General features: G+C 64.7%; 22 protein-coding genes. 10 read left to right on the top strand and 12 right to left on the bottom strand.

What is annotated here, in order from left to right:
• Positions 1 to 36 precede the first annotated feature (36 nt).
• The 4 genes from dut to ubiE are packed head-to-tail and all read right to left on the bottom strand — an operon-like array spanning position 37 to position 4,320.
• Positions 37 to 495, bottom strand: coding sequence for a dUTP diphosphatase (gene dut / locus SE92_RS24125; RefSeq protein ID WP_063198921.1), 459 nt, complete (start codon positions 493 to 495; stop codon positions 37 to 39).
• Positions 492 to 1,931 carry a bifunctional phosphopantothenoylcysteine decarboxylase/phosphopantothenate--cysteine ligase CoaBC gene (gene coaBC / locus SE92_RS24130; protein WP_063203728.1) on the bottom strand — a complete coding sequence of 480 codons (1,440 nt, stop codon included), beginning with the start codon at positions 1,929 to 1,931 and terminating at the stop codon, positions 492 to 494. The genes dut and coaBC overlap by 4 nt, the downstream gene beginning before the upstream one ends.
• A 56-nt stretch (positions 1,932 to 1,987) precedes the next feature.
• Entirely contained in the window at positions 1,988 to 3,562 is a 1,575-nt protein-coding gene (gene ubiB, locus SE92_RS24135) for a 2-polyprenylphenol 6-hydroxylase (protein WP_063198923.1), read from the bottom strand.
• Positions 3,559 to 4,320: a bifunctional demethylmenaquinone methyltransferase/2-methoxy-6-polyprenyl-1,4-benzoquinol methylase UbiE gene (ubiE, locus tag SE92_RS24140; RefSeq protein WP_063198925.1), complete on the bottom strand. Its 762-nt coding sequence runs from the start codon at positions 4,318 to 4,320 to the stop codon at positions 3,559 to 3,561. The genes ubiB and ubiE overlap by 4 nt, the downstream gene beginning before the upstream one ends.
• 81 nt (positions 4,321 to 4,401) lie before the next feature.
• Here ubiE and mutM point away from each other — a divergent pair, with 81 nt between their 5' ends.
• On the top strand, positions 4,402 to 5,301 hold the full coding sequence (gene mutM / locus SE92_RS24145) for a bifunctional DNA-formamidopyrimidine glycosylase/DNA-(apurinic or apyrimidinic site) lyase (protein WP_063198927.1): 900 nt from the start codon (positions 4,402 to 4,404) through the stop codon (positions 5,299 to 5,301).
• Positions 5,302 to 5,545: 244 nt separating this feature from the next.
• On the opposite strand, the gene SE92_RS24150 is transcribed toward mutM, so the two are convergent.
• Positions 5,546 to 6,289, bottom strand: a complete 744-nt coding sequence (locus SE92_RS24150) for a nucleotide-binding protein (RefSeq protein WP_063198929.1) — start codon at positions 6,287 to 6,289, stop codon at positions 5,546 to 5,548.
• A gap of 236 nt (positions 6,290 to 6,525) precedes the next feature.
• On the opposite strand from SE92_RS24150, the gene ggt reads away from it, so the two are divergent.
• Positions 6,526 to 8,205, top strand: a complete 1,680-nt coding sequence (gene ggt, locus SE92_RS24155; protein WP_063198931.1) for a gamma-glutamyltransferase — start codon at positions 6,526 to 6,528, stop codon at positions 8,203 to 8,205.
• A gap of 419 nt (positions 8,206 to 8,624) precedes the next feature.
• On the top strand, positions 8,625 to 9,563 hold the full coding sequence (locus SE92_RS24160; RefSeq protein WP_245324678.1) for a sensor histidine kinase: 939 nt from the start codon (positions 8,625 to 8,627) through the stop codon (positions 9,561 to 9,563).
• A gap of 81 nt (positions 9,564 to 9,644) precedes the next feature.
• Here SE92_RS24160 and SE92_RS24165 read toward each other — a convergent pair whose 3' ends face one another.
• Entirely contained in the window at positions 9,645 to 11,003 is a 1,359-nt protein-coding gene (locus SE92_RS24165) for a peptidoglycan-binding protein (protein WP_063203729.1), read from the bottom strand.
• Positions 11,004 to 11,124: 121 nt separating this feature from the next.
• Between SE92_RS24165 and SE92_RS24170 the strand changes: the two genes are divergently transcribed.
• Entirely contained in the window at positions 11,125 to 11,928 is an 804-nt protein-coding gene (locus tag SE92_RS24170; protein ID WP_063198934.1) for a HesA/MoeB/ThiF family protein, read from the top strand.
• 9 nt (positions 11,929 to 11,937) lie between these two features.
• Here SE92_RS24170 and SE92_RS24175 read toward each other — a convergent pair whose 3' ends face one another.
• Complete coding sequence (locus SE92_RS24175; RefSeq protein ID WP_063198937.1) at positions 11,938 to 12,945, bottom strand: aldo/keto reductase; 1,008 nt, start codon at positions 12,943 to 12,945, stop codon at positions 11,938 to 11,940.
• Between the two features lie 117 nt (positions 12,946 to 13,062).
• Between SE92_RS24175 and SE92_RS24180 the strand changes: the two genes are divergently transcribed.
• A complete protein-coding gene (locus SE92_RS24180; protein ID WP_063198940.1) occupies positions 13,063 to 13,974 on the top strand; it encodes a LysR family transcriptional regulator in 912 nt (303 codons plus the stop codon).
• Positions 13,975 to 13,978: 4 nt separating this feature from the next.
• On the opposite strand, the gene SE92_RS24185 is transcribed toward SE92_RS24180, so the two are convergent.
• Positions 13,979 to 14,980: a 2-hydroxyacid dehydrogenase gene (locus SE92_RS24185; protein ID WP_063198942.1), complete on the bottom strand. Its 1,002-nt coding sequence runs from the start codon at positions 14,978 to 14,980 to the stop codon at positions 13,979 to 13,981.
• A 324-nt stretch (positions 14,981 to 15,304) separates the two neighbouring features.
• On the opposite strand from SE92_RS24185, the gene SE92_RS24190 reads away from it, so the two are divergent.
• On the top strand, positions 15,305 to 15,835 hold the full coding sequence (locus SE92_RS24190; RefSeq protein ID WP_063198945.1) for an SH3 domain-containing protein: 531 nt from the start codon (positions 15,305 to 15,307) through the stop codon (positions 15,833 to 15,835).
• Positions 15,836 to 15,949: 114 nt separating this feature from the next.
• Here the strand turns inward: SE92_RS24190 and irrA are convergent, their stop codons facing one another.
• The gene (gene irrA, locus SE92_RS24195; RefSeq protein WP_008131763.1) at positions 15,950 to 16,441 is read right to left on the bottom strand and encodes an iron response transcriptional regulator IrrA; all 492 of its coding nucleotides are present in this window, start codon (positions 16,439 to 16,441) and stop codon (positions 15,950 to 15,952) included.
• A 370-nt stretch (positions 16,442 to 16,811) separates the two neighbouring features.
• Between irrA and fabA the strand changes: the two genes are divergently transcribed.
• The 4 genes from fabA to SE92_RS24215 all read left to right on the top strand — a co-directional run bounded on the left by fabA (position 16,812) and on the right by SE92_RS24215 (position 21,729).
• Positions 16,812 to 17,333, top strand: a complete 522-nt coding sequence (gene fabA / locus SE92_RS24200; protein ID WP_063198948.1) for a bifunctional 3-hydroxydecanoyl-ACP dehydratase/trans-2-decenoyl-ACP isomerase — start codon at positions 16,812 to 16,814, stop codon at positions 17,331 to 17,333.
• A 55-nt stretch (positions 17,334 to 17,388) separates the two neighbouring features.
• On the top strand, positions 17,389 to 18,612 hold the full coding sequence (gene fabB, locus SE92_RS24205; protein ID WP_063198951.1) for a beta-ketoacyl-ACP synthase I: 1,224 nt from the start codon (positions 17,389 to 17,391) through the stop codon (positions 18,610 to 18,612).
• 137 nt (positions 18,613 to 18,749) lie between these two features.
• Entirely contained in the window at positions 18,750 to 19,550 is an 801-nt protein-coding gene (fabI, locus tag SE92_RS24210) for an enoyl-ACP reductase FabI (RefSeq protein WP_063198953.1), read from the top strand.
• Between the two features lie 202 nt (positions 19,551 to 19,752).
• Positions 19,753 to 21,729: an autotransporter outer membrane beta-barrel domain-containing protein gene (locus SE92_RS24215; protein WP_063203730.1), complete on the top strand. Its 1,977-nt coding sequence runs from the start codon at positions 19,753 to 19,755 to the stop codon at positions 21,727 to 21,729.
• Positions 21,730 to 21,742: 13 nt separating this feature from the next.
• Here the strand turns inward: SE92_RS24215 and SE92_RS24220 are convergent, their stop codons facing one another.
• The 3 genes from SE92_RS24220 to SE92_RS24230 all read right to left on the bottom strand — a co-directional run bounded on the left by SE92_RS24220 (position 21,743) and on the right by SE92_RS24230 (position 24,235).
• Complete coding sequence (locus SE92_RS24220) at positions 21,743 to 22,339, bottom strand: glutathione S-transferase family protein (RefSeq protein ID WP_063203731.1); 597 nt, start codon at positions 22,337 to 22,339, stop codon at positions 21,743 to 21,745.
• Between the two features lie 117 nt (positions 22,340 to 22,456).
• Entirely contained in the window at positions 22,457 to 23,365 is a 909-nt protein-coding gene (locus SE92_RS24225) for a hypothetical protein (RefSeq protein ID WP_157095646.1), read from the bottom strand.
• A 36-nt stretch (positions 23,366 to 23,401) separates the two neighbouring features.
• Positions 23,402 to 24,235 (bottom strand): hypothetical protein, encoded by an 834-nt coding sequence (locus tag SE92_RS24230; RefSeq protein WP_063198956.1) that lies wholly within the window; start codon positions 24,233 to 24,235, stop codon positions 23,402 to 23,404.
• Positions 24,236 to 24,324: the final 89 nt, after the last annotated feature.

The raw sequence follows: 24,324 nt of genomic DNA on the forward strand, positions 1-24,324 counted from the left end.
GGTTCTTCGGGATGATTCGGCTGGATCTGCCGTGCGTTAGCGCCCGGTCGAGCCGAAGCCGCCAGCGCCGCGATCGGTCGTCGACAACGTCGTCACCGGAACCAGCGCGGCCTGCACCACGGGCGCGATCACCATCTGCGCGATGCGCTCGCCGCGCTTGATCACGAAGGGTGCTGCGCCGTGATTGATCAGGATGACCTTGATCTCGCCGCGGTAGTCGGCGTCGATCGTCCCGGGCGAATTCAGCACGGTGACGCCGTGCTTGGCCGCGAGTCCGGAGCGCGGCCGCACCTGGGCCTCGTGCCCGGGCGGCAAGGCGATCGCAAGGCCCGTCGGCACCAGCGCGTATTGGCCGGGCACGAGCGTCAGCGGCTCGCCCTCCGGCACCGCTGCCATCAGGTCGAGGCCGGCGGCTTCCGCGGTCTGATAGGCCGGGAGTGGCAAACCGTCGGCATGCGTCAATTGCTGCAGTTCGACCGTGACCTTCGTGCTCAAGATGCCGGCTCCCGGGATTTGTCGGTCGCGCTCTTTGCGATGTGCGCGACCAGTTCGATGGCGACCTGTTCCTTGGTCATCACCGGCCAGGAATCAACCGCAATCTCTCCATTCTTGCGGCTGATCAGATGCACGGTGTTGCGGTCGCCGCCCATCACGCCGGTGGCGGGCGAGACGTCGTTGGCGACGATCCAGTCGCAGCCCTTGCGGGCAAGTTTCGATTTGGCGTTGTCGATCAGGTGCTCGGTCTCGGCGGCAAAGCCGATCACCAGCGGTGGGCGCTTGTCGGTCAGTTTTGAAATCGTGGCGAGGATGTCGGGATTCTCGACCAGCTGCAGCGGCGGCATGCCGGCGGACGTCTTCTTCAGCTTCTGCTCGCCCTCGTTTGCGACGCGCCAGTCGGCGACGGCGGCGGCGAAGATCGCGATGTCGGCGGGCAGCGCGGCCTGCACCTGCTCCAGCATCTGCCGCGCCGATTCCACATGCTTGACGGTGACGCCCTGGGGGTCGTCGAGATCGACCGGGCCGCTGACGAGGATCACCTCGGCGCCCGCGGCCTGCGCGGCGGCGGCAATGGCAAAGCCCTGCTTGCCGGAGGAACGGTTGGCGATGTAGCGCACTGGGTCGATCGGCTCGTGGGTGGGACCGGCGGTGATCAGCACGCGTTTGCCGGCAAGCGGCTTCGGCACCGGCGGCCGCAGCAGCCGCTCGGCGGCATTGGCGATCTCGATCGCTTCCGACATGCGGCCAACACCAGCCTCACCCGCTTCGGCCATCTCGCCGGAATTCGGCCCGATCAGCACCAAGCCGTCGCGCTGCAGCTGCGTGACATTGCGGCGCGTCGCCGCATTGTTCCACATCAGCGGATTCATCGCCGGGGCCAGCAAGACCTTGCGATTGGTCGCGAGCAGGATCGCGCTGGCGAGATCGTCGGCGTGGCCGTTGGCGATCTTGGCCATCAGGTCGGCGGTCGCCGGCGCCACCACGATCAGGTCGCAGTCGCGCGCCAGGCGGATATGGCCGGCGTCGAACTCGCTCTGGGGATCGAACAGGTCGGTGTAGACGCGCTCATGCGAGAGCGCGCTCACCGCCAGCGGCGTGACGAATTGCTGCGCTGCCTTGGTCAGGACGCAGCGGACTTCGACGCGGCGCTCCTTCAGCCTGCGGATCAGGTCGAGCGATTTATAGGCCGCGATGCCGCCGCCAATGATCAGGGTGACGCTGGCCTCGGGGGCGGCGCCGGTGCGCTGGAGAGTGGGGGCGGACGAGGGCGCAGGCGGTGCCGCAAACGGCGTCAGCGGCTCCTCGCGACCCTCGATCAGCTCCCGCAGGATGACCCGGACCTCCTCCTCGACCGACCTGCGATTCTTGGCCGAGCGCAGCCGCAGATAGGTTTTGACGTGTTCGTCGAGCTTGCGGATGGTCAGGCTTGCCACGGCGCCCTCCAGCACGGAATGATAGCGATGCTATCATCCGTGTGATTGCAGTGCAATCATAGATTCCGGACGGCAACCAGGATTCCGATGAAGGTCGCGGCGATGATCCAGAGCGCGACGGTGCGCCACCGGTTCTTGCGGCCCTCGCTACGGCCCATCGCGGCGATGCTCTCCGGCGACAGCCTGATGCCCTCCCGCGTCATGGTCTCGAGCTGCTCCAGCACCTTCACGGACCGCTCGGCGATCTCCGGCAGGCGCATCAGCACCCGCGCGATGTCTCCGGTTCCGGCGAGCGCGCCCTGCACCCGGCCGATCGGGCCGAGATTGCGCTCGATCCATTCGCGCACCACGGGGTCGGCGATCTTCCAGATGTCGAGCTTGGGATCGAAGCCGCGCGCCACGCCTTCGACCACCACCATGGTCTTCTGCAGCAGGATCAGCTCGGGCCGCGTCGTCATGTCGAACAGGCCGGTGACCTCGAGCAGCAGGGTCAAGAGCCGCGCCATCGAGATCTCTTCCGCCGTGCGGTTGTGGATCGGCTCGCCGATGGCGCGGATGGCTTGCGCGAAATTCTCGACCGAGTGATGCGCCGGCACGTAGCCCGCCTCGAAATGCACCTCGGCGACGCGGCGATAATCGCGGGTGATGAAGCCGAGCAGGATTTCGGCGAGGAAGCGCCGCTCCTTCATGCCGAGCCGGCCCATGATGCCGAAATCGACCGCGACGAGGCGGCCGGCGTCGTCGAGGAACAGATTGCCCGGATGCATGTCGGCATGGAAGAAGCCGTCGCGCAGCGCGTGGCGCAGGAAGCTCTGGATCACCTTGCGGCCGAGGTCGGGCAAATCGACCTGCGCCTCTTCCAGGCGCTTGTGATCGTTCAGCGCGATGCCGTCGATCCACTCCATCGTCAGCACGTTGTGCGTGGTGCGATCCCAGTCGACCTCCGGCACGCGGAAGTCAGGGTCGTCGCGCGTGTTCTCCGCCATCTCCGACAGCGCAGCCGCCTCCAGTCGCAGGTCCATCTCCATGGCGACCGAGCGCGACATGGTGTTGATGACCTCGATCAGGCGCAGCCGCCGCGCTTCCGCCGAATAGGTCTCGGCCTTGTGGGCGACGAAGAAGAAGTCGGAGAGATCGCGGCGGAAGCGTGCCGCCACGTTCGGCCTGAGCACCTTGACCGCGACCGATTTGCGGATCCCGTCGTGCAAGACTTCGCCGCGATGGACCTGCGCGATCGAGGCGGCCGCGACGGGCGGGCCGAAATTCACGAAGACGTCCTTCAGCGGCCGCTCCAGCGACGTCGCGATGGCGGCCTCGGCTTCATCCTGCGGAAACGGCGGCAGGCGGTCCTGGAGGCTTTCGAGGTCGCGCGCCATGATGACGCCGACGACGTCGGGGCGCGTCGCCAGGAACTGTCCGAGTTTGAGATAGGCGGGGCCCATCCGTGTCAGCGCGCGAGCGATCCGGGGGCCGTGCTTGGTGCCGCGGCGTTCGACCAGGCGCGCCAGCTTCAGCGCGAGCTGTCCCGGCGGCGGCACCAGGCTCGGATCGACCGAGCCGAATACTCCCTCGCGCGCGAAGACGAACGCGGCGCGGATCAGGCGCGCAATGTGGGTAAAGGCAGAGATCACAAACGCCAGCCCGAATGCAGTGCGACGATGCCGCCGGACAATGTCTGCCAACTGACGCGGGCAAAGCCGGCGTCGCGGATCATGTCGGCGAACGCGTTGGGTTTTGGAAACTTGCGGATCGATTCGACGAGATATTGATAGGACTCGGCATCGCCCGTGATCATGCGACCGAGCGGCGGGATCACCTTGAACGAGAACAGGTCATAGAGGCGATCCAGCCCCGGCATCTCGACGCTGGAGAATTCCAGGCAGAGGAAGCGGCTGCCGGGCTTCAGCACGCGATAGGCCTCGCGCAGCGCCAGATCGATCCGGGGCACGTTGCGAATGCCGAAAGCGATCGTATATGCGTCGAAGCTGCGATCGGCGAAGGCGAGCGCCTCGGCGTTGCCTTCGACGAAATCGACTTTGGCTTCGAGATGGCGCTTCGCGGCGCGCTCGCGGCCCACGGCCAGCATGTCGGTGTTGATGTCGCAGACGGTGGCATGGAAGCCCGCACCCGCGGCCTTGGCGGCGCGGAACGAGATGTCGCCGGTGCCGCCGGCCACGTCGAGCAATGCGAACGGCCGGTCGCCCCTCGGCGGGTCGAGCGCCGTGATCATGATGTCCTTCCAGACCCGGTGCAGGCCGCCGGACATCAAATCGTTCATCAAATCATAGCGCGACGCCACGCTGTGAAACACGTCGTTCACCAGCGTCTGCTTGTCCCCGAGGGGAACGTCCTTGAAGCCAAAATGCGTGGTTTCGCCCGGCCGATCCATTACTCTACTCCAATGGGCGGACCATAGCCTGCCCGCCGCAATGGCGCTATCACACCGCCCTCATAAGGTGAATGCCTGACCATGCCTGAATTGCCCGAAGTCGAGACCGTCCGTCGCGGCCTTCAGCCCGTCATGGAGGGCGCGAAAATACTCAAGGCGGAGGCCCGCCGGCCGGATCTGCGCTTTCCGTTCCAGCCGGATTTCGTGGCCCGGCTCCAGGGCCAGGTCGTCACGGGCCTTGGCCGACGCGCAAAATATCTCATGGCGGACCTCGCCTCGGGCGATGTGCTCCTGATGCATCTGGGCATGTCGGGCTCGTTCCGCGTCATCAAGCCCGACAACGAGGCGGCGCCGGGTGAGTTTCACTATCCGAAGGGCAAGGACTCCGCGCACGACCACGTGCTGTTTCGGATGTCCTCCGGCGCGGACATCGTGTTCAACGATCCTCGCCGCTTCGGTTACATGAAAGTGATCGCGCGCAGTGCGCTCGATGAGGAGCCGCTGCTGCGCGGGCTCGGTCCCGAGCCGCTCGGCAACGAATTCGATGCCGCGATGCTGGCGCGGGCCTGTGCAGGCAAGCTCACGAGCCTGAAGGCCGCGCTGCTCGATCAGCGCGTGGTGGCCGGGCTCGGCAACATCTATGTCTGCGAAGCCCTGCATCGCTCGCATCTGTCGCCACGCCGGATCGCCGCGACGCTCGCGACCAAGGGTCGCAAGGGCGTCGGCGCGGGCGAGCCGACCGATCATGCGAAGCGGCTGGTCGGTGCGATCCACACCGTGCTGAACGACGCCATCAAGGCCGGCGGCTCGTCACTGCGCGATCACCGCCAGACCTCCGGCGAGCTCGGCTATTTCCAGCATTCGTTCAAAGTCTACGACCGTGAGGGCGAGAAATGCACCACGCCGCGCTGCGGCGGCACGATCAAGCGTTTCACCCAGAATGGCCGGTCGACCTTCTGGTGTCCGAAATGTCAGAAGTGAGCGTGAAGGCCGAAGCCTGAAAGTGCGAACTTGTAGCCCGGATGAAGCGCAGCGCAATCCGGGTCCAGCTTCACCGCAGAGAGACTTTCCCGGATTGCGCTGTGCTCCATCGGGGCTACGACGAGCGGATAGAGCATTTCCAAAAAGCGCGAAGCAATCCGGCCGGGCTGGTAGCCGGATTGCTTCGTCGCTAGGGCCCTTCCGGATGGCGAAGGGCCGGCTGTCGTCTGAGCGATCGCCCCGCTCAGGACGCCAGTGTCGTGGTCTCGTCCGCCGCCAGCTCCGTTGCGGCGTGCAGCATGCCGTCCGCGGCCGACATGACCTGGTCGATCAGGACATTGCTCGTGGCTTCGAGCTCGAGCCGGGTCTCGATCCAGCGCCAGAGGCCGCGGATCTCGTCCGCGGACTTGCCGTTCGGCGCGAACTCGCTGACGGCAAGGCCGCTCGCGAGCGAATCCTGGTGATCGTTGCGCATCACGATCAGCGGACGCGCGAGCACGTCAGCGAGATCGAGTGCGGCTTCCTCGGCAAGCGTGTTGGCAGCGTTGTCGATGCGCTGGCCGCGGATCGGCGTCTGGTTGAGCACGAAGCTGTAGGGACGCTTCCAGGCGCGCGCGACGCTGAGGGTGGAGACGGTCGCCTCGATGTCGGCGACGCTCGGGCGGGCCGGGATCAGGCAGAGGTCGGAATGGCGGATCGCCGCGGTGGTCGCGGCGCTGAGGCCGGCGGCGGTGTCGACGATCGCGAGCTGGAGGCCGCTGTCGGCGAGCATCTTCAGGCGCGGCGCGATGTCTGCGGCATGATAGATCGGCTCGACGACGAGATCGTCGCTCGCGCGGCGGCGCTGCCAGTTGGACAGGGTGCCCTGCGGGTCGGTTTCGATCAGGCGGACGGTGAAGCCGGCCTGCTTGGCCGCGAGCGCGAGACCGATGGCGAGCGTGCTCTTCCCGCTGCCACCCTTTTGGGTGGCCAGTACGATCGTGTGCATTTGAAGATCAATCCTTTGGAGTGCTTGGGTCAGGAATACGCCACGCGAACGTGCATCTATCGCGATGCTGAGCTCTTCTCGCTCAGGACGTGCCGGCCCGATCCAAAGGGGATCGCGGAGGTCCGAATCAACGGCAATGATGATGGCGGAATAGGGAATGCCAGCTAATCCGTACCATTACTGGACCAGTAGTCGTACGTGTGATGTGCTCGTTGCCGTGATGGAAAGGGCAGGCAATGAGCGGTAACTGGCGCGACCGGACAACAACCACCTTTGACTGCCAGAAGATGCCGGCGGTCTCGAGCCGCGGCATGGTGGTCAGCAACCACCCCCTGGCCTCCAGTGCCGGCGCCGAGATGCTGGCCGCCGGCGGCAATGCCATCGATGCCGCGATCGCGACCCTGTTCACGCTGACCGTGGTCGAGCCGATGATGGTCGGCATCATCGGCGGCGGCATGGCACATATCCGGCTGGCCGACGGCAGCCACCGCTTCATCGACGGCCAGAGCACCGTGCCCTCGGCCGTTCGCGACACGACCTATACGTCCAAGCCGGGCTCGGCCCACGACGTGTTCGACACAATCGGCAACGAGAATCTCAACGGTCCGAAGGCGGTGGCCACGCCGGGCTCGCTCAAGGCCTGGTGCGAGACGCTGCGCCGGTTTGGCACCATGAACCTTGCGGACGTGATGCAGCCCGCGATCAAGCATGCCGCGCGCGGCTATGCGACGACGCCCTATCTCCACGAATGCATCAGCGAGAGTGCGGATGAGATGCGCAAGGACCGGACGATCGCGGCGATCTTCCTGCCTGGCGGGGAGCCGCTGAAGGTCGGCGAGCGCGTGGTGCAATCGGAATATGCGGAGACGCTGCGTCACATCGCCGATCACGGCGACCAGGCGCTCTACGAAGGGCCCCTCGGCGATATCCTGGTCGACTACATGGAGAAGGCCGGCGGCTTCATCCGCCGCAACGATCTCACGGCCTACAAGACGGTCGAGCGCCAGCCGATCCGCGCCGACTACCGCGGCTGGACCATTCTCGGTCCGCCGCCGCCCGCCGCATCCGGCGTGCACATCGCGCAGATGCTCAACATTCTCGAGGGCTATGACATCGGCGGCCTCGGCTTCGGCACGCCAGAGACGATCCACTATCTCGCCGAGGTGCTGAAGATCGCCTTTGCCGACCGCGCTGCGGCCAGCGGCGATCCTGATTATGTCGGCGTCCCCGTGGAGAAACTGACCTCGAAAGCCTATGCTGAGGAGCGCCGCCGCGCCATCGATCCCGTGCGCGCACAGGCTTGGGGCGCGGGCGTGTCGCAGCTCGAAGGTGCGCACACCACGCACATGACCGCGGCAGATAGTTTCGGCAACGTGGTCGCAACCACGCAGACCATCAACAATCTGTTCGGCGCCAAGATCATGATCCCGGGACTTGGGGCGATCGCCAACAATTATATGAACTTGTTCGACCCGCGTCCGGGCCATGCATTGTCGCTGGCGCCCGGCAAGCGCGTGACGACCTCGATGTCGCCGATGATGGCGCTGAAGGACGGCAAGCTGCGCTACGCGCTCGGCTTGCCCGGCGGCAAGCGCATCTTCCCGAGCGCGATGCAGGCGCTGGTCAATCTGATCGACCACGGCATGAGCCTGCAGGAGGCCGTCGAGGCGCCCCGGGTCTGGACCGAGGGCAACGCGCTCGAGGTCGAGCAGACGGTGCCGGCGAGCGTGCGCACCAGGCTCGAAGGTCTCGGCCACACGGTGCAGCCCGTTGCGACGGTCGCAGGCGGCATGAACGGCATCGCTTTCGACGACGATGGCACCATGACCGGTGCCGCCTGCTGGCGTGCTGACGGCACGCCGGTCGGGATATCGGGCGGTCTTGCGCGCAGTGGCATCAGATTCAGGTTGGGCTAACCGGGAAATTACAAGACCGGTTCGCTCGGCCGCCGAGGCCACTGAACTCGTCCAATCGCCTGCGGACGGCATCGCCTTCGTTCCAGCGTTTGGCAATTCTCGGACTGCCGCGGCATTATTCGAACACTGGCCTTTGCCGGTGGACATCGACGTCACCCCGGACCCGATCCCCTGCGGATGACGGCATGAGCCCGACAGTGTATGTTAAGGCTGGCTGGCGGCAGGCGCGTCGGTCAACGTCTCAGTAAGGCTGCGCGTATATGGGCAGGGATATCGGCGGCGACTTCTTGGCTGGCGGAGGCGAGTTGGGCGCTTTGACGCGAGCGTTTGACTGGTCGAGCACATCCCTCGGGCCTCCCGAAAGCTGGCCCCAAAGTCTTCGCGTTACGGTGCGGCTCGTTCTGACCTCGCGGCACCCCATGTTCATCTGGTGGGGGCCGGAACTCATCCAGTTCTACAATGATGCATACCGGGAGACGATGGGGCCGGAAAGGCACCCAAGCGCTTTGGGGAGCCGCGGCCGTGAGTGCTGGGCGGAGATCTGGGACATCATTGGTCCGCAGATCGAGTACGTCATGTCCGGCAAGGGAGCGACCTGGAACGAGGACCAATTGGTGCCGGTCACGCGTCACGGACGTCGCGAGGATGTTTGGTGGACCTATAGCTTCGGTCCCATCGATCTCGAAGGCAAGGTCGGCGGCGTGCTTGTCGTCTGCAGGGATGTCACGTCCGAGCATATGGCAAGGGAAGCGCTCAACCTCATCAACGAGGAGCTGAAGCACCGCGTCAAGAATACGCTTGCAGTGTTGAGCGCGGTCGCTGCGCAGACATTTCGCGATCCCACGAGCAAAGCGGGACTCGAAAAGTACCAGGCGCGGCTGGGCGCCTTCGGACGCGCGCAGGACCTGCTGACGGCGTCGAACTGGGCGGCCGCGCCGCTCCACGATGTGATCCGCACGGCTCTTGCACCTTATCGGACTGGTGAAGGCCGCTTCACGGTGTCGGGTCCTCCACTCGTCGTGAAGTCTCGACAAGCGCTTGCTCTGTCCTTGGCGCTTCATGAGCTTGCGACCAACGCCTTGAAGTACGGCGCTTTGACCGTGGCGGCAGGCTTTGTATCCATCACATGGGCGGTCGAAGCGGAGGACGATGAGTCAAAATTCGTTTTTGTCTGGGAGGAGATTGACGGTCCGCTTGTGACGGAGCCTGTCCGCGCTGGTTTCGGCTCCAGGCTCATTTCGCGCGTGCTGGCAGACGACTTCAGCGGTTCCGTCGATGTTTCCTATGGCTCGGCCGGGCTCAAATGTCGTCTGACGGCGCCTCTCGGAAATCTCGGGACTTCGCAAAATATCACGTGAGACTCTGCATGGGCGCGGTCCAGCGGAAAGCCTCACGTGCCGCACCGCATCGGACACGAGAGAGCATGAGGATCGCTCGCTCTACTTCCTGACGCAGATCACGCGCACGACGGCAGCCTTGGCATCCGTCGACGTGCCGTTCGCCGCGATCTGGTTGGCCTTCAGGAAATCACGCACGGCGTCCGCGGATACCATCACGGCCTGTGACGCCGGTACCGATGTCGCAGGTCCCGCCACCATGGTCGGCTTCAACAGCGCGATGCCAGCGAACTTGCCGTCGCCGTCGATCGCGGCAGCGCCGGAAAACCCGACCGCCGGCGGCGGGGACAGCATGGACTCGCTGCTCGGGGCCGGCGCCAGTGCGGCCTTGACGACCGACACGCCGCCCGCGCCGCCCCGGCTCTGCGGATCGGCGATGCCGACGACATCCACGTTGGTCTTTGCCGCGCCGCCAGCAAGGCTGAGCGGCTTCAGGCCGCGTGCGCCGTAGATATGTAGCAGCGCCAGACCGCGCTCCTTGTCATCAGTGAGACGATCGGCACTGCCATGGCCGGCGATCGTGATGGCGAGACAGCCATCGGTGACGAGACGGTCGGTGACGATCGCACCGTCGTCACTGACGACGATGCCGGTGCCGTATTCGACGGTCTTGCGTGGCGGCGGCCCGGCTTGCGGTCCCGGCGGAAACGCGTTGAAGGCGCTCGACATCGCGATCACGACCGGCTCGACCGTGTTCTCGGTCGCCTGGTCGTAGAGGATCGTCATGGTGCGAACCTCATCGCCCCTGAAGGTGCCGCGGACGTAGAATTTCTTCAGGCCCTGCAAGCCCGACAGCACGAAGAAGTCGGGCTTCACCACGGTGTAGTCGACCTTGCGCCCGGACGGCTCTTTCTCCAGATCCGCGAGCTTCGCCGTGGTCGGGTTCGCCTCCTTGCGGCGGCTCAGCAGCACCTGCACGGTTCCGGTCGGCGAGGTCCATTTCGATCCATTGGCATCGCTCGCCTGCTGCGGCACCAGCTTTGTGGGGATACCGAGCCGGGCGCCGCTGGTCGGCTCCGTCACGATCTTCCAGCCGACGCCGTCCTGCTTCTTTCGCGCGGTCTCGGCGAGCGCGGCGCGCTCCTGCGGGTTGAGCACGCCGGTCGGCTTGCCGCCCTTGGCCTTCTGGAATTCCTTGATGGCGTTGACCATGCGCTCGCTGACGTCGCCGGTGATGGCGCCGTTGTACTGGCCGACCCAGGCGAGGTCGGATTGCAGCGCCAGCCGCTCGGCCTTTGCCATGGCATCCGCCGTCGCCGCCGGCGTCTGCATGGCTGGTGGCTGGATCGGCACGGTCTGGACCGTCTTCGGCTTCGTGCCGGGGATCTGCGGCGTCGTCATCTGGGCGTTCGCGCCCGTGGCGGCCGCGAACACGAGGGTTGCCGCAAGCATCGATCTCATGACAAATCCAACCAGCCCATTGAACGCAGTGCCATTGAAGCACATCTCGTTGGTCGCGAACAACGTTGGGGTGGTTCAGGTGTTGGCTCCTCACCATGAGGGGTGAGAGGAACGAAAGACGATGCTGAGCCCGGACGAACTCGAACGTTATGCCCGCCATATCGTGCTGCGCGATGTCGGCGGCCCGGGCCAGGCCGCGCTGAAGCGGGCCTCAGCGCTGGTGATCGGCGCCGGCGGGCTTGGCGCGCCCGCCCTGATGTATCTGGCCGCCGCCGGGATCGGCACGCTCGGCGTGGTCGACGACGACGTGGTGTCGCTGTCCAATCTGCAGCGCCAGGTGATCCACACCACACCCGATATCGGCCGGCACAAGGTCGAGAGCGCCGCCGAGCGGATCGCGGCGCTCAATCCGCATGTCCGCTTCGTCGGTCATGCCACCTGGCTGAATGCCGACAATGCGCTCAGCCTGATTGGCGACTACGACCTCGTGCTCGACGGCTCCGACAATTTTTCGACGCGCTATCTGGTTTCGGACGCCTGCTTCTTCGCCAAGCGGCCGCTGATCACCGCCGCGCTCGGCACCTTCGACGGCTCGCTCACCACCATCCGCGCGCATGAGAGGAACGAGCAGGGCGAATTCAACCCGACCTATCGCTGCCTGTTTCCGGAGGCTCCGCCGCCCGGCACCGTGCCGGCCTGTGCGGAAGCCGGCGTCATGGGTGCGCTGGCGGGTATGCTCGGCTCGATGATGGCGCTGGAGGCGATCCGCGAGATCGTCGGCTTCGGCGAGGGCCTCGTCGGCCGCCTCCTGATGATCGATGCGCGAGCGATGCGCTTCGAGACGCTGCGCTACGGGCGCGATCCGGCCAACCCGCTCAACGGCGATGGGCCCGTGGTCACCGACCTCAGCGCCCATCGCACCTGATTGCCGCGGTTACGCCGTGGCGGGTTTCTCGCTGTCGAGATGCGCCATCTGCTCGGCGGCGTAGCGCGTGCCGGACGCGATGTTCGGCGGGAAGGCTTTTGCCAGCGCGGCAAGATGCGCCGGCGTTAGCGTCAGCTGCGTTGCCCCCAGCGCCTCGGTGAGACGGTTGCGGGTGCGGGCGCCGACCAGCGGCACGATCGCCTTGTCCTGCGCGGATACCCAGGCGATTGCCACCTGCGCCGGCGTCGCGCCGACATCAGCGGCGATGATGCGTAGCTGATCCACCAGCGCGAGATTGGCATCGAGATTTGTGCCCTGAAAGCGCGGCGTCATCAGCCGATAGTCACGGCCGGCCTTGCCGGCGTCCTTCGACCAATGGCCGCTAATCAGGCCGCGCGCCAGCACGCCATAGGCGGTGATGCCGATGCCGAGCTCGCGGCAGGTCTTTAGAATGTCTCGTTCGATGCCGCGCTCGATGAGCGAATATTCGATCTGGAGGTCTGCGATCGGATGCACGGCGTGCGCGCGGCGGATCGTGTCCGAGCCGACCTCGGACAGGCCGATATGCCTGACATAGCCGGCCTTCACGAGATCGGCGAGGCCGCCGATGGTCTCCTCGATGGGAATGTTGGGATCGAGCCGCGCCGGACGGTAGATGTCGACATAGTCGGTGCCGAGGCGTTGTAGCGAATAGGCGAGGAAGTTCTTGGTCGCGGCCGGCCTGGTGTCCATGCCCTCGAATTCGCCGGCGGGCCCGCGCAGCGCGCCATACTTGACGCTGATCTGCACTTTGTCGCGCGGCACGCCTGTCAGCGCCTCGCGCACCAGCATCTCGTTGTGGCCCATGGCGTAGAAATCGCCGGTATCGACCAGCGTGATGCCGGCATCGAGCGCCGCTTGCACCGTGGCGACGGCTTCGCCGCGGTCGGCGGGGCCATAGACCTCGGACATGCCCATGCAGCCGAGGCCGAGGGCTGAGACGGTCGGGCCGGTTGAACCGAGTTTGCGCTGTTCCATGATGGCTCTCCTCGAAAAGGGCGGCGGATGCCGCCGCGTGACGAGGCCGGATATGCGCCTGCTCGATTGCGCCGATAAGCTGGACAATCTGGAATAGCTTGTTCAGAATATCGAACAATGGCCGAGCCCGATCTGCGCGATCTCGATGTCTTCGTGGCGGTCGCCCGCACCCGTAATTTCCGGCGGGCTGCGGTCGAAATTCGCGTGTCGGTGTCGAGCCTTAGCCAGCGGTTACGGGACCTGGAGGAGCGCCTTGGCGTCCGCCTGATGAACCGCACCACCCGCAGCGTCGCCCTGACCGAGGCGGGCGAGTTGCTGCTGTCGCGGGTGGCGCCGGCCTTGCGCGATGTCGGCGATGCGCTCGATCAGGTGCGGGGCCTTCGCGAGGTCGCCTCGGGTCGCCTGCGCATCAATGCACCGCCGCCAGCCGTCGATCTCGTGCTGGCGCCGATGGTCGGGCCGTTTCTTGGCGTCTATCCGCAGGTCGATCTCGACATCGTCTCCGAAAGCGGCTTCGTCGACATCGTCAGCGCGGGTTACGACGCCGGCGTACGTTACGGTGAGCATCTCGCGCAGGACATGGTGGCGATTCCGCTGAGCGGCCCGCAGAGCTACGTCGTCGTCGCATCGCCTGCTTATCTCGCACGCCGCGGCCGGCCGAAACATCCGAAGGATCTGCTCGAGCATGATTGCATCCGCGCGCGCTATTCGAGCGGCGTCATGCACGATCTCGAGTTCGAGAAGGCCGGTCAGGTCGTGAAGGTCGATCCGCCCGCAAAGCTGATCTCGACCAACATGAACCTTGCGATGCGCGCAGCGCTCGATGGCGTCGGCATCTGGGCGACGCTCGACGGCTATGTCGGCGACGCCCTGAAATCCGGTGCGTTGATCAGCCTGATGGAAGATTGGTGCGAGCCGTTTCCCGGCCCGTTCCTGTATTACCCGAGCCGGCGCCAGACGCCGCCGGCGCTGCGCGCCTTCATCGATTTCGTCACCGACTGGCGCAAGCGCGAAGCGCGAACCAAATAAGCTCTCAGAGCATGCTCGGCAGCACGCGATCCGGCGGCTTGTGGGCGTCGAGGAAGGTGCGGATGTTGATGATCACCTTCTCGCCCATCTCGACGCGGCCTTCGATCGTGGCCGAGCCCATGTGCGGCATCAGCGTCACCTTGCCGGCCTTGGCGAGCCGCACCAGCTTCGGGTTCACCGCGGGCTCGTGCTCGTAGACGTCGAGGCCGGCGCCCGCGATCTCGCCGCCTTCGATCAGCTTGATCAGCGTGTCCTCGTCGGTGACCTCGCCGCGCGCGGTGTTGACGATGTAGGCGTCTTTCCGGATCAGCTTCAGCCGCCGTGCCGAGAGCAGATGATAGGTCGCCGGCGTGTGCGGGCAGTTCACCGAGATGATGTCCATCCGCGCCAGCATCTGGTCGAGGCTTTCCCAATAGGTCGCGCCGAGTTCTTCGGCGATCTTCGGGGCGACGGGACGGCGGTTGTGATAGTGGATCTGCAGGCCGAAGGCGCGGGCGCGGCGCGCCACCGCCTGGCCGATGCGGCCCATGCCGATGATGCCGAGCCGCTTGCCGCCGATGCGGTGGCCGAGCATCCAGGTCGGCGACCAGCCCGGCCACGGTTTCCCCTCGGTCAGGATCGAGGCGCCTTCGATCATTCGCCTCGGCACGGCGAGGATCAGCGCCATGGTCATGTCGGCGGTGTCCTCGGTCAGGACCTTCGGCGTGTTGGTGACGGTAATGCCGCGGGCATGCGCGGCCTCGACGTCGATATTGTCGACGCCGTTGCCGAAATTGGCGATCAGCCGCAGCTTGCAGTCGGGCTGGTTGACGATGTCGGCACTGATGTGGTCGGTGACCGTGGGAACCAGCACGTCGGCGGTGCGCGCGGCCTCGGCGAGCTGTTCAGTGGACATCGGCGTGTCATCGAGATTGATCCGCGCGTCGAACAATTCGCGCATCCGCGTCTCGATGGAATCCGGCAGCTTGCGCGTCACCACGACGAGGGGCTTTTTCTTCACCGACATGTCCTGCTCTCATGAGGCGTCGCAGGCCGCCCCTGTCGCCAAAGGCTGGTCGTTGAGGCCTCATTAACCCGGTTGTTCGACACTGCCCTTGCCGTGTCCGTCCCCGGCGTTTCCTTCAAGCTCTCCCGAGATTTCCGGCCGGAAAATCGGGGCAAACTGGTTGTTCAAGTGCCCGTCCTCTCTAGCAGAAGGCCGGGCCAAGACAAGAACCACGGGCCAGGCTTGGGGAACACCCGCGTGGGGTGGGTCGGAACGTACGCGGCAGGATTTGGAAATTTGGGGTGAGGGTCCGGCGAGGCCGGGTCCTCGACAGGAGACGGGTTGATGGCGTTGGGGCGTTTTTGTTCGGTGATGGCGCTTGTCTGCACCTGGTGGAGCGCCTCGGTCGGCCCCTCGCATTCGGCCAAGGACAACACCCCGCAGACCGCCAGCGGCCTGCCGGTGCCGCGCTACGTCAGCCTCAAGTCGGATCACGTCAACGTCCGTGCCGGCCCGACCAAGGACAATGATGTCGCCTGGGTCTACACCCGTGCCGGCCTGCCGGTCGAAATCACCGCCGAGTTCGAGAACTGGCGCCGGGTGCGCGATTCCGAGGGCGCCGAGGGCTGGGTCTATCACTCGCTGCTGTCGGGCCGCCGCACCGCGGTCGTCACCATGAAGCACAAGGACGAACTCGCCCCGATCTATGACCGGGCCGACCCCGACAGTGCGGTTGCTGCAAAGCTCCAGGCCGGCGTCGTCACACAGGTCAAGAAGTGCACTGCAAACTGGTGCCGTGTCACCGGCAACGGCTTCGACGGCTGGATTCAGCAGGAGCGCCTCTGGGGCGTGTACTCGGACGAGCAGGTGAATTGACGCGAAACGTCACCCCGGGCTCGGTCCTCCACACCGTCCCGGGATGACCGCGCAAAACGACGATGGCCGGGACAAGCCCGGCCATGACGACGAATTCAGCAGTTCGGATTGATCTCAGCGCTTCTTGCGCAGGCGCACCACCATGTCGATGCGCGCGATCTCGTAACCCTCGGGCACCTCGGGCATCTTGGACAGCGCCAGATGCGGATCCTCAATGTCGACCAGCTCATGGCTGTTCTCGAGGTAGTAGTGGTGGTGAGTGGTGACGTTGGTGTCGAAATAGGTCTTGGTACCGTCCACGCTGACCTGGCGGAGCAGGCCGGCATCGGTGAGCTGGTTCAGCGTGTTGTAGACGGTCGCAAGCGACACCGGAACCTTGGCCAGGGTCGCTTCCTCGTAGAGCATTTCAGCCGTGAGGTGACGTGCACCCTTGCCGAACAGCAACCAGCCGAGGGCCATGCGCTGGCGCGTCGGACGAAGGCCGGCGGACTGGAGCATTTCGTTGACGTCGTGCCAGGGGCAGCCGGTCAAAGCCGGCTGGCGGCCCGACAGCAGGGCCGCGGCGTGAACGTCGTCGTCGTGATGTGGCGCGGTATTCTCGCTCATTTCCAGATTTCGGCACGCGTGAACGATATGTCTTTGCAATATAAGGAGGGAAAGATGCAGATGCAAGTTTCTCGCAACTAGAGAGGTTCTAATCAGCCTTGGAGGTTTTGGTCAGGCTTGGAACCGCGCCGGGATCCCGTCATTTTACCTTCATGGATGCGCTTTGCCACCCGAATGGCCTGTGTTAGAGAGCGCGCGGTTCCGCTTAGCCGATTTCGGCGCAGCCGGGCATGGAGGCCCGGTCGGCAGTCCATCCGGGGCATGCGGGAGCCGCGCCGGACTATGGCAATTGGCGTTGCTCTCCGACCGAGACGGGGCCCATTTTCGCCAAGAAACGCCGCTCAATCGGAATTCAAACAGAGGCTCGTGCATGCTGAACAGGCGCAACGGTTACGAATACGAAGATCTGCTGGCCTGTGCCCGCGGCGAAATGTTCGGTCCGGGCAATGCCCAGCTGCCGTTGCCGCCGATGCTGATGTTCGATCGCATCACGGAGATCAACGAGACCGGCGGGGAGTTTGGCAAGGGCGTGGTGCGCGCCGAGCTCGACGTGAAACCCGACCTCTGGTTCTTCGGCTGCCACTTCAAGAACGATCCCGTGATGCCCGGCTGCCTCGGCCTCGACGCGCTGTGGCAAATGGTCGGCTTTTACCTGGGCTGGACCGGGGGCGAAGGTCGTGGCCGCGCGCTCGGTCTGAACGAATTAAAGTTCAGCGGCCAGGTGCTGCCGGAGGCGCGCAAGGTTGTGTACAACGTCGATATCAAGCGCGTGATGCGTTCTAAGCTGGTGCTCGGTATTGCCGACGGGTGGCTTTCGGTCGATGAGCAGATTATTTATCGCGCGAAGGACCTGAAGGTCGGCCTGTTCAAGCAGGGCACGAGCCTGGGCTAACGCGCATCACCACGAAGAAAACGAGCAAGAAGACAACGAGCAGGGCGAGGCTGTCATGAGGCGGGTTGTGGTCACCGGGATGGGCATTGTCTCGTCGATCGGAAACAACACCCAGGAAGTGCTTGCGAGCCTTCACGAGGCGAAGTCGGGCATTTCTCGGGCTGAAAAATATGCCGAGCTCGGCTTTCGTTCGCAGGTGCAAGGCGCGCCGACGCTCGATCCTGCGACCGTGGTCGACCGCCGTGCCATGCGTTTCCTCGGTCAGGGCGCGGCGTGGAACCATATCGCGATGGAGCAGGCGATCCAGGACTCCGGTCTGTCGCCTGACGAAGTCTCCAACATTCGCACCGGCATCATCATGGGCTCCGGCGGCCCCTCCGCGCGCACCATCGTCGAAGCCGCCGACATCACCCGCACCAAGGGACCGAAGCGCGTCGGACCGTTTGCAGTGCCGAAGGCGATGTCGTCCACGGCCTCCGCGACGCTTGCGACCTGGTTCAAGATCAAGGGCGTGAACTACTCGATCTCCTCGGCCTGCGCGACGTCGAATCATTGCGTCGGCAATGCCTATGAGACGATCCAGATCGGCAAGCAGGACGTCATCTTCGCCGGCGGCTGCGAGGAGTTGGACTGGTCGCTGTCGGTTCTGTTCGACGCCATGGGCGCGATGTCCTCGAAGTACAACGACACGCCCGCAACGGCCTCGCGTCCCTACGACGTCAACCGCGACGGCTTCGTCATCGCCGGCGGCGCCGGCGTGCTGGTGCTGGAAGAGCTCGAACATGCCAAGGCGCGCGGCGCCCGCATTTACGGCGAGATCGTCGGCTACGGCGCGACCTCGGACGGCTACGACATGGTCGCGCCATCGGGCGAAGGCGCCGAGCGCTGCATGCGCATGGCGATGTCGACGGTGAAGACCAAGGTGGACTATATCAATCCCCACGCGACCTCGACTCCGGCCGGCGATCCCCCGGAGATCGACGCGCTCCGCCGCGTGTTCGGCGCCGGCGAGAAATGCCCGCCGATCTCGGCAACCAAGGCGCTGACCGGCCATTCGCTGGGCGCCACCGGCGTGCAGGAGGCGATCTACTCGCTGCTGATGATGAACAACGGCTTCATCTGCGAGAGCGCGCACATCCAGGAGCTCGATCCTGTGTTCGCCGACATGCCGATCGTCCGCAAGCGCATCGACAACGTCAAGATCGGCACCGTGCTGTCGAACTCCTTCGGCTTCGGCGGCACCAACGCCACGCTGGTGTTCAGCCGGCTGGATGTGTGACGTCCTTGTTGGTGCACCGTTGATTTTCTCGTCATGGCCGGGCTTGTCCCGGCCATCCACGTCTTGGCCTCAGGCTCCGAAGGGCGTGGATGCCCGGGACAAGCCCGGGCATGACGAAAGCGGAAGGTGGTCTTGAGATGGAAGGTTTGATGAAAGGCAAGCGCGGTCTGATCATGGGCATCGCCAATGATCATTCGATCGCCTGGGGCATGGCGAAGACGTTGCATGCCCACGGCGCCGAGCTCGCCTTCACCTTCCAGGGCGAAGCCCTCGGCAAGCGCGTCAAGCCGCTGGCGGAGCAGCTCGGTGTGGAATTGGTGCTGCCGTGCGACGTCGAGGACATCGCCAGCGTCGATACGACCTTCGATGTGCTGCGCGAAAAGTGGGGCAAGCTCGATTTCGTCATCCACGCGATCGGCTTTGCCGACAAGAACGAGCTGAAGGGCCGCTACGCCGATACCAGCCGCGAGAACTTTTCGCGCACCATGGTGATCTCCTGCTTCTCGTTCACGGAAGTGGCCAAGCGCGCGGCCGAGCTGATGACCGACGGCGGCAGCATGATCACGCTGACCTTCGGCGCCTCCGAGCGCGCGATGCCGAATTACAATGTGATGGGCGTCGCCAAGGCGGCATTGGAAGCCTCGGTGCGCTATCTTGCCTCGGATTTCGGACCGCGCGGCATCCGCGTCAACGCGATCTCCGCAGGTCCGATCCGCACGCTCGCCGGCTCCGGCATCGGCGAGGCGCGCGCGATGTTTGCCTACATGCAGAAGCATTCGCCGCTCCGCCGCGGCGTCACGCTCGACGAACTCGGCGGCTCGGCGCTGTATCTGCTGTCGGATCTGTCCGGCGGTGTGACCGGCGAGATCCACTATGTCGATTCCGGTTACAACATCGTCCTGATGCCGCGGCCGGACGATTTGAAGGCCTCGGAATAGCCGGGATTCCGTAAGGTGGGCGAAGGCGCGCTCTTTGCGCGCCGTGCCCCCCAACTCTCGGCGATCGCAGCGCGACGTTTCCTTCTGCCCCACGATCATGGGGCTGACCCCACCCTATCGTTGTGCTTGCTGCTTCCCGGTGACCCCGTGGAGCCGTATCCTCTGCGGTTCGGAAGGAGTGATCGTGTCGAAGGTGCATGCGATGTGTCGCGCGAGCGCGCTGGCGTCCGTTGCCGGCGCGATGCTGCTGTGCGGCGGCTCGCAAGCCCTGGCGCAGTCGACGATCTGGGACACCACCCTCTCCAACACAAACTGGTACGTCCCGACGGCGCAACTGCTGGCCTATGCCGCGCCGAAGACCGGCTTCTCCAATCCGATCCCGATCGGCGATCAGACCCTGTGGTCGCTCGCGACCGCAACCAACGGCTCGTTCACCGGAACGAGCGTGGCGCAACTCAAGATCGGGCCCGCGCTGCTGACCGATACCTCCACCATCCAGGGGTTTGTCACGACCGCCGGCCAGATCACGATGCAGTTCACGCCGACATCCGGCGGCGCGGTGACGGTTGGGCTTGGCCAAATGAGGACCGTTGGCGGCGTGACGTCGATGGAGATGCAGATGATCACGGGCGACAGCGTGCTCGTGACGCATTGGGCCTACATGCTACCTTACGACCCCGCGACCTTCACGCCGCCCGCTTCGCAGCCCGTTCCCGCCAACTCCGTCCCGCAATGGGCGTGGACGGCAGGCACGCCATGGCGGATCACCAGCAGCTCCTTGTTCGGTACGTCAGCCCCAGGCCGCTTCGTCATCACGAACTACCAGAACGGATATTTTTGGGGTGCGGGCGTCGCACCAGCCGGCAGCGGTGCCGCGAACTTCACACTGCTGGGCTCGGTGACCCCGGAGGGCAATGTCCTCTTCAATACGCTCTCGAAGGGCACGCTCGCCAGTCTTTACGGCGCAGCCAGCGGCGACGCCTCGGGGGCGCAGATGCTCGTCAGCACCTATGACCTCTCGGGCAATCCGACCGGCGGCGTCGCCACTCTCTCCCTGGTACGCCCTTATGCCGAGACGCTTCAGGCGCAGAATAGCCGCGCGGGCCTGGGAGCGGCCGAGATGCTCTATCGCCTGTCGGCGACCTCGCTCGGCTGGACCGGCGGCATGGCCAGCGGTTTCACGGCGCTCGACAATCTCAGCGGCTCCGGTCTCGTCAATGCCGTCAATCAGACTTTGCCTGTTCTCACCGGCGCGGCGTCGCAGGCGACTTACGCTACGCAGCGCATGTTCCAGCAGGCGATGACGGGGCGGCTGGACGATGTGCTCGGGCTGAACACGGGCGTCATGCCTGAGCGGCATCTTTGGATGAAGCCGCTCGGCGGCAGCATTCGGCAGGGCAGCGTCGATGGCGTCCCCGGCTATAACGCGTCCGGCGGCGGCATCGCGGCCGGTGCAGACGCTACGATCTCCCCGCGCGCGATGCTCGGCGGCGTGTTCGCCTATTCGCATCAGGCCATCACCGGCAGCGACAACGCTGTGCCGAACCGGCTCGCGATCGACTCCTATCAGGCGGGTCTCTACGGCGCCTATGCCCTCGGCCATGGCGTTCAAATCGACGGCCAGCTCGACGGCGCACTGAACGACAATGGTGAGAGCCGCTCGCTCACCTTCATCAACGGCACGGCCGGCGCAGGCTATCGCTCCTACAGCGGTCACGTCGGAACCGGCGTCCGCAAGCTGATTCCGGTCGAGCCGGGACTTACCATCGCGCCGTCGCTGCGGCTGGACTATGGGCAGGTTCGCTCGACCGCCTTTCAGGAGGCCGGTGCGGGCGGCTTCAGCCTCAACGTGGATTCGCAAACCTATCGCGAGCTGACCCTGACGGCTGGGCTGAAGAGCGCCTACCAGATCACGAAGCAGGTCTACCTCACCGGCGATGTCGGCGTCGGCTACAACACGCTGAACCAGGGATTGCAGATCAAGTCGGCATTCGCCGGCGGCGGCGATCATTTTGTCACCAACGGCCTGGCATTATCGCCCTGGATCTACTCGACCGCGCTTGGCCTCGTTGCGGCCGACGGCAAGGGGTTTGATCTCGGCATTCGCTTCGGCGTTGCCGCGACATCCTCCGGACTGCTTCAGCAGTCCGGGCTCGCCGTCCTCAAGATCAAGCTGTAGGCAGCGGGCGGCTTTATCCCGCCGCGATCTTCTCCGCACGCTGGAAAGCCGGCCGCGCGGTGCAGCGGGCCAGGTAAGCATCGAAGGCGGGTCGCGTCGGCACCATCTTGAACTGGCGCACCGCGAAATTGAGGCCCGAGCCGATCGTGATGTCGGCGGCGGAAAATTCCTCGCCGAGAATCCATGGCCCGTTGGCGAGCGCCGCTTCCAGCACGTCGAACACCTGCGTCGCGCTGCCCCAGGCCGCAGTGGAGGTCGGGATCTCGATCTTGGTGAAGATCTGGATGATGGCGGGCTCGATGCAGCCTGGCGAGAAGAACAGCCATTGCAGGTAGCGCGCGCGGCGCGGGTCGGTCACCGCGGGCGCAAGCCTGGTCTCGGGATAGCGGTCGGCGATGTAGGCGCAGATCGCGGCGGCTTCGCCGAGCGCGACGTCGCCGTCGGTGAGCGCCGGCACCTTGCCCATCGGGTTGATTTTCAGAAAGTCCGGCGCCTTCTGCGCGCCGGTCGAGATGTCGGTCAGCACGCGCTCATAGGGCAGGCCGCTCTCCTCCATCAGCCAGAGCGTCGTGAACGAGCGCGAGCGGGGCGACCAATAGAGCTTGATCATGGCGCGGAACCCTTTCATCGGCGGCAAGCAAACAGCGCACAATTCATGACGCGTTTGCAGCGCATTCGCAACGCACCAGGTCTGGGTAGATGCCGACCAGCGTAAACGACATGTGGGTCAATGTTGTTCGGTGTCGCTTTGGCGCGTTGCAGGTCGACGTCCAAGCAAAAGCGGCAGCGTCTTGTCGAGACTTGCCGCCAGCATGGCGCGCACGCCGTCGCGCAGTGCGAGATTGTCGGCGGCATCTTCAGGGCGCGCTGGAAACGATTCTGCGGGCAACTCGCGATAAGGGCCGCCGACGAGCTTGCCCAAAAACCTCTGCACTGCCAGCGAATGATCCAGGTTGATCAGCGCAGAGCTCTGTCTGACGATGGCAAAGTCGCGCCCGTCAAAGATGCGGATAAACGCCAGGGCGTGGAGAAAGATGCGACGCCCGAGCACCACATCCTGGTTGAGGATGCCGAAGCCGCGGACCGTGTAGTTGGATGACCCGATAGGGCTGATTGAGTTGAGGATCTGGATATAGTGCCGGCAATTCGTTCCTTTCGCGACCTGGCGCATGTATTCGGCCAGCTCCGCGTCGGGATCGCGGAACAACCTGTCCTTCAATGTATCCTTCTCATTGCGGGGAGGAAATTTCGCCGGGTTGTAGGGAATTCTCAGGACGGACATGCCGGCAGGGATCGCGGCGCGAGCCCGCGCGAAGATCAGATCGCTCAGTCCCCAGCCTGGGATCGGGACCACGGTCTTCTTGTTCTGAAATATGGTCAGGCCGGTCGTCTGCACGGTGAACTCATCGCCGGTGGTGACGACGACACCGACGTCGCACGAGCCGCCGGCCACGGGAACGGGCTTGCCCGTCGCCTCACGCCGCGTGGTTAGCTTGCCGTTGGCTTGTTTGACGGCTGATTGTGCCGTCTCCGGCTGGGCTTGTGCCCGCGCCTGAGTTGAAAAACACAGGATGATCGTAATGACGAGCAGCCGGGCGATGATGCTGAATGCGGCTGTGTTCGCAGGCGCAGCCAAACTTGATCCTTTGGCGCGTCGTGTCGGCAAAGGCGCTTACTCTTTCTTTAGATAGCCGGGGAGACTCCGGTCGAGCCTTTCTACGACGAGCGCACGCGTTCTCTCGCGCAACCCCGCGTTGGTCGAAGCTGTCTCGGGCGGATCTGGGAACAGCGAATTGTCGAGCTTCGTGATCGGGTCTTCAAACAGACGCATGCTTGTGGCGAGGTTCGCGCCGATGTCCGTAAGGGGGCGTTTGATCTGTTCGTAGCTGCGGCCGTCAATCAGCGTGATCGCAACATTGGCGAAAAGGTGTGAGTGCCGAATCAAGCTGCCAAGCCCCTGGTTGTAGGTGCCGATACCGTTCAACGTCATGTTCGAGTTCGGCAGCTTGGTCTTGAAAGTGGTTGCGACGAGATAGCGATCGCAATTCGCATTCATGGTGAACCCCTTCACGATCACCGGCAGAGTCTCTTTGGGGTCCGGGATGAAGATCGCCTTCGCATGATAGAAGGGATCGAAGGCACCCTTGGGATAAGCGATCCTGCGTATCGAGGGATCGTTGTTCGTTGCCGCGCGCACGCGCGCGAAAACGAGATCGTCTAGGCCCCAGTCGATCGGGACCTCCTTTGCTTCCGCCTCGAAGATTGTCACGCCGAACTTCTGTACGGAGTAATGCTCGCCGATTACCGAGATTACACCGAGACGGCACGGACCGCTGCTCATCTGCTCGGCTGGTTTGACTGCCGCAGCTTTCGGCTTCGTCGCCGCTTTCTTGACGGTCGGCTTTGAGGAAGGCGCGGGTGGCGCGGTGGTTGCAGGAGGAGTTTGAGCTGCTGCCAGAGCTAGAGAAGACAGCAAAACGATCGCGGAAGCAGCAAATCGAATCATGGATTCCAGGGCATCAACAGCGGGAGAATATCGATCACGCCACCCTAGATTAGGACGGTGACAACCGCAAGCTGCACCCGCGTATTGCT

The organism is Bradyrhizobium sp. AT1, from assembly GCF_001590795.1.
Taxonomy (GTDB): domain Bacteria; phylum Pseudomonadota; class Alphaproteobacteria; order Rhizobiales; family Xanthobacteraceae; genus Bradyrhizobium.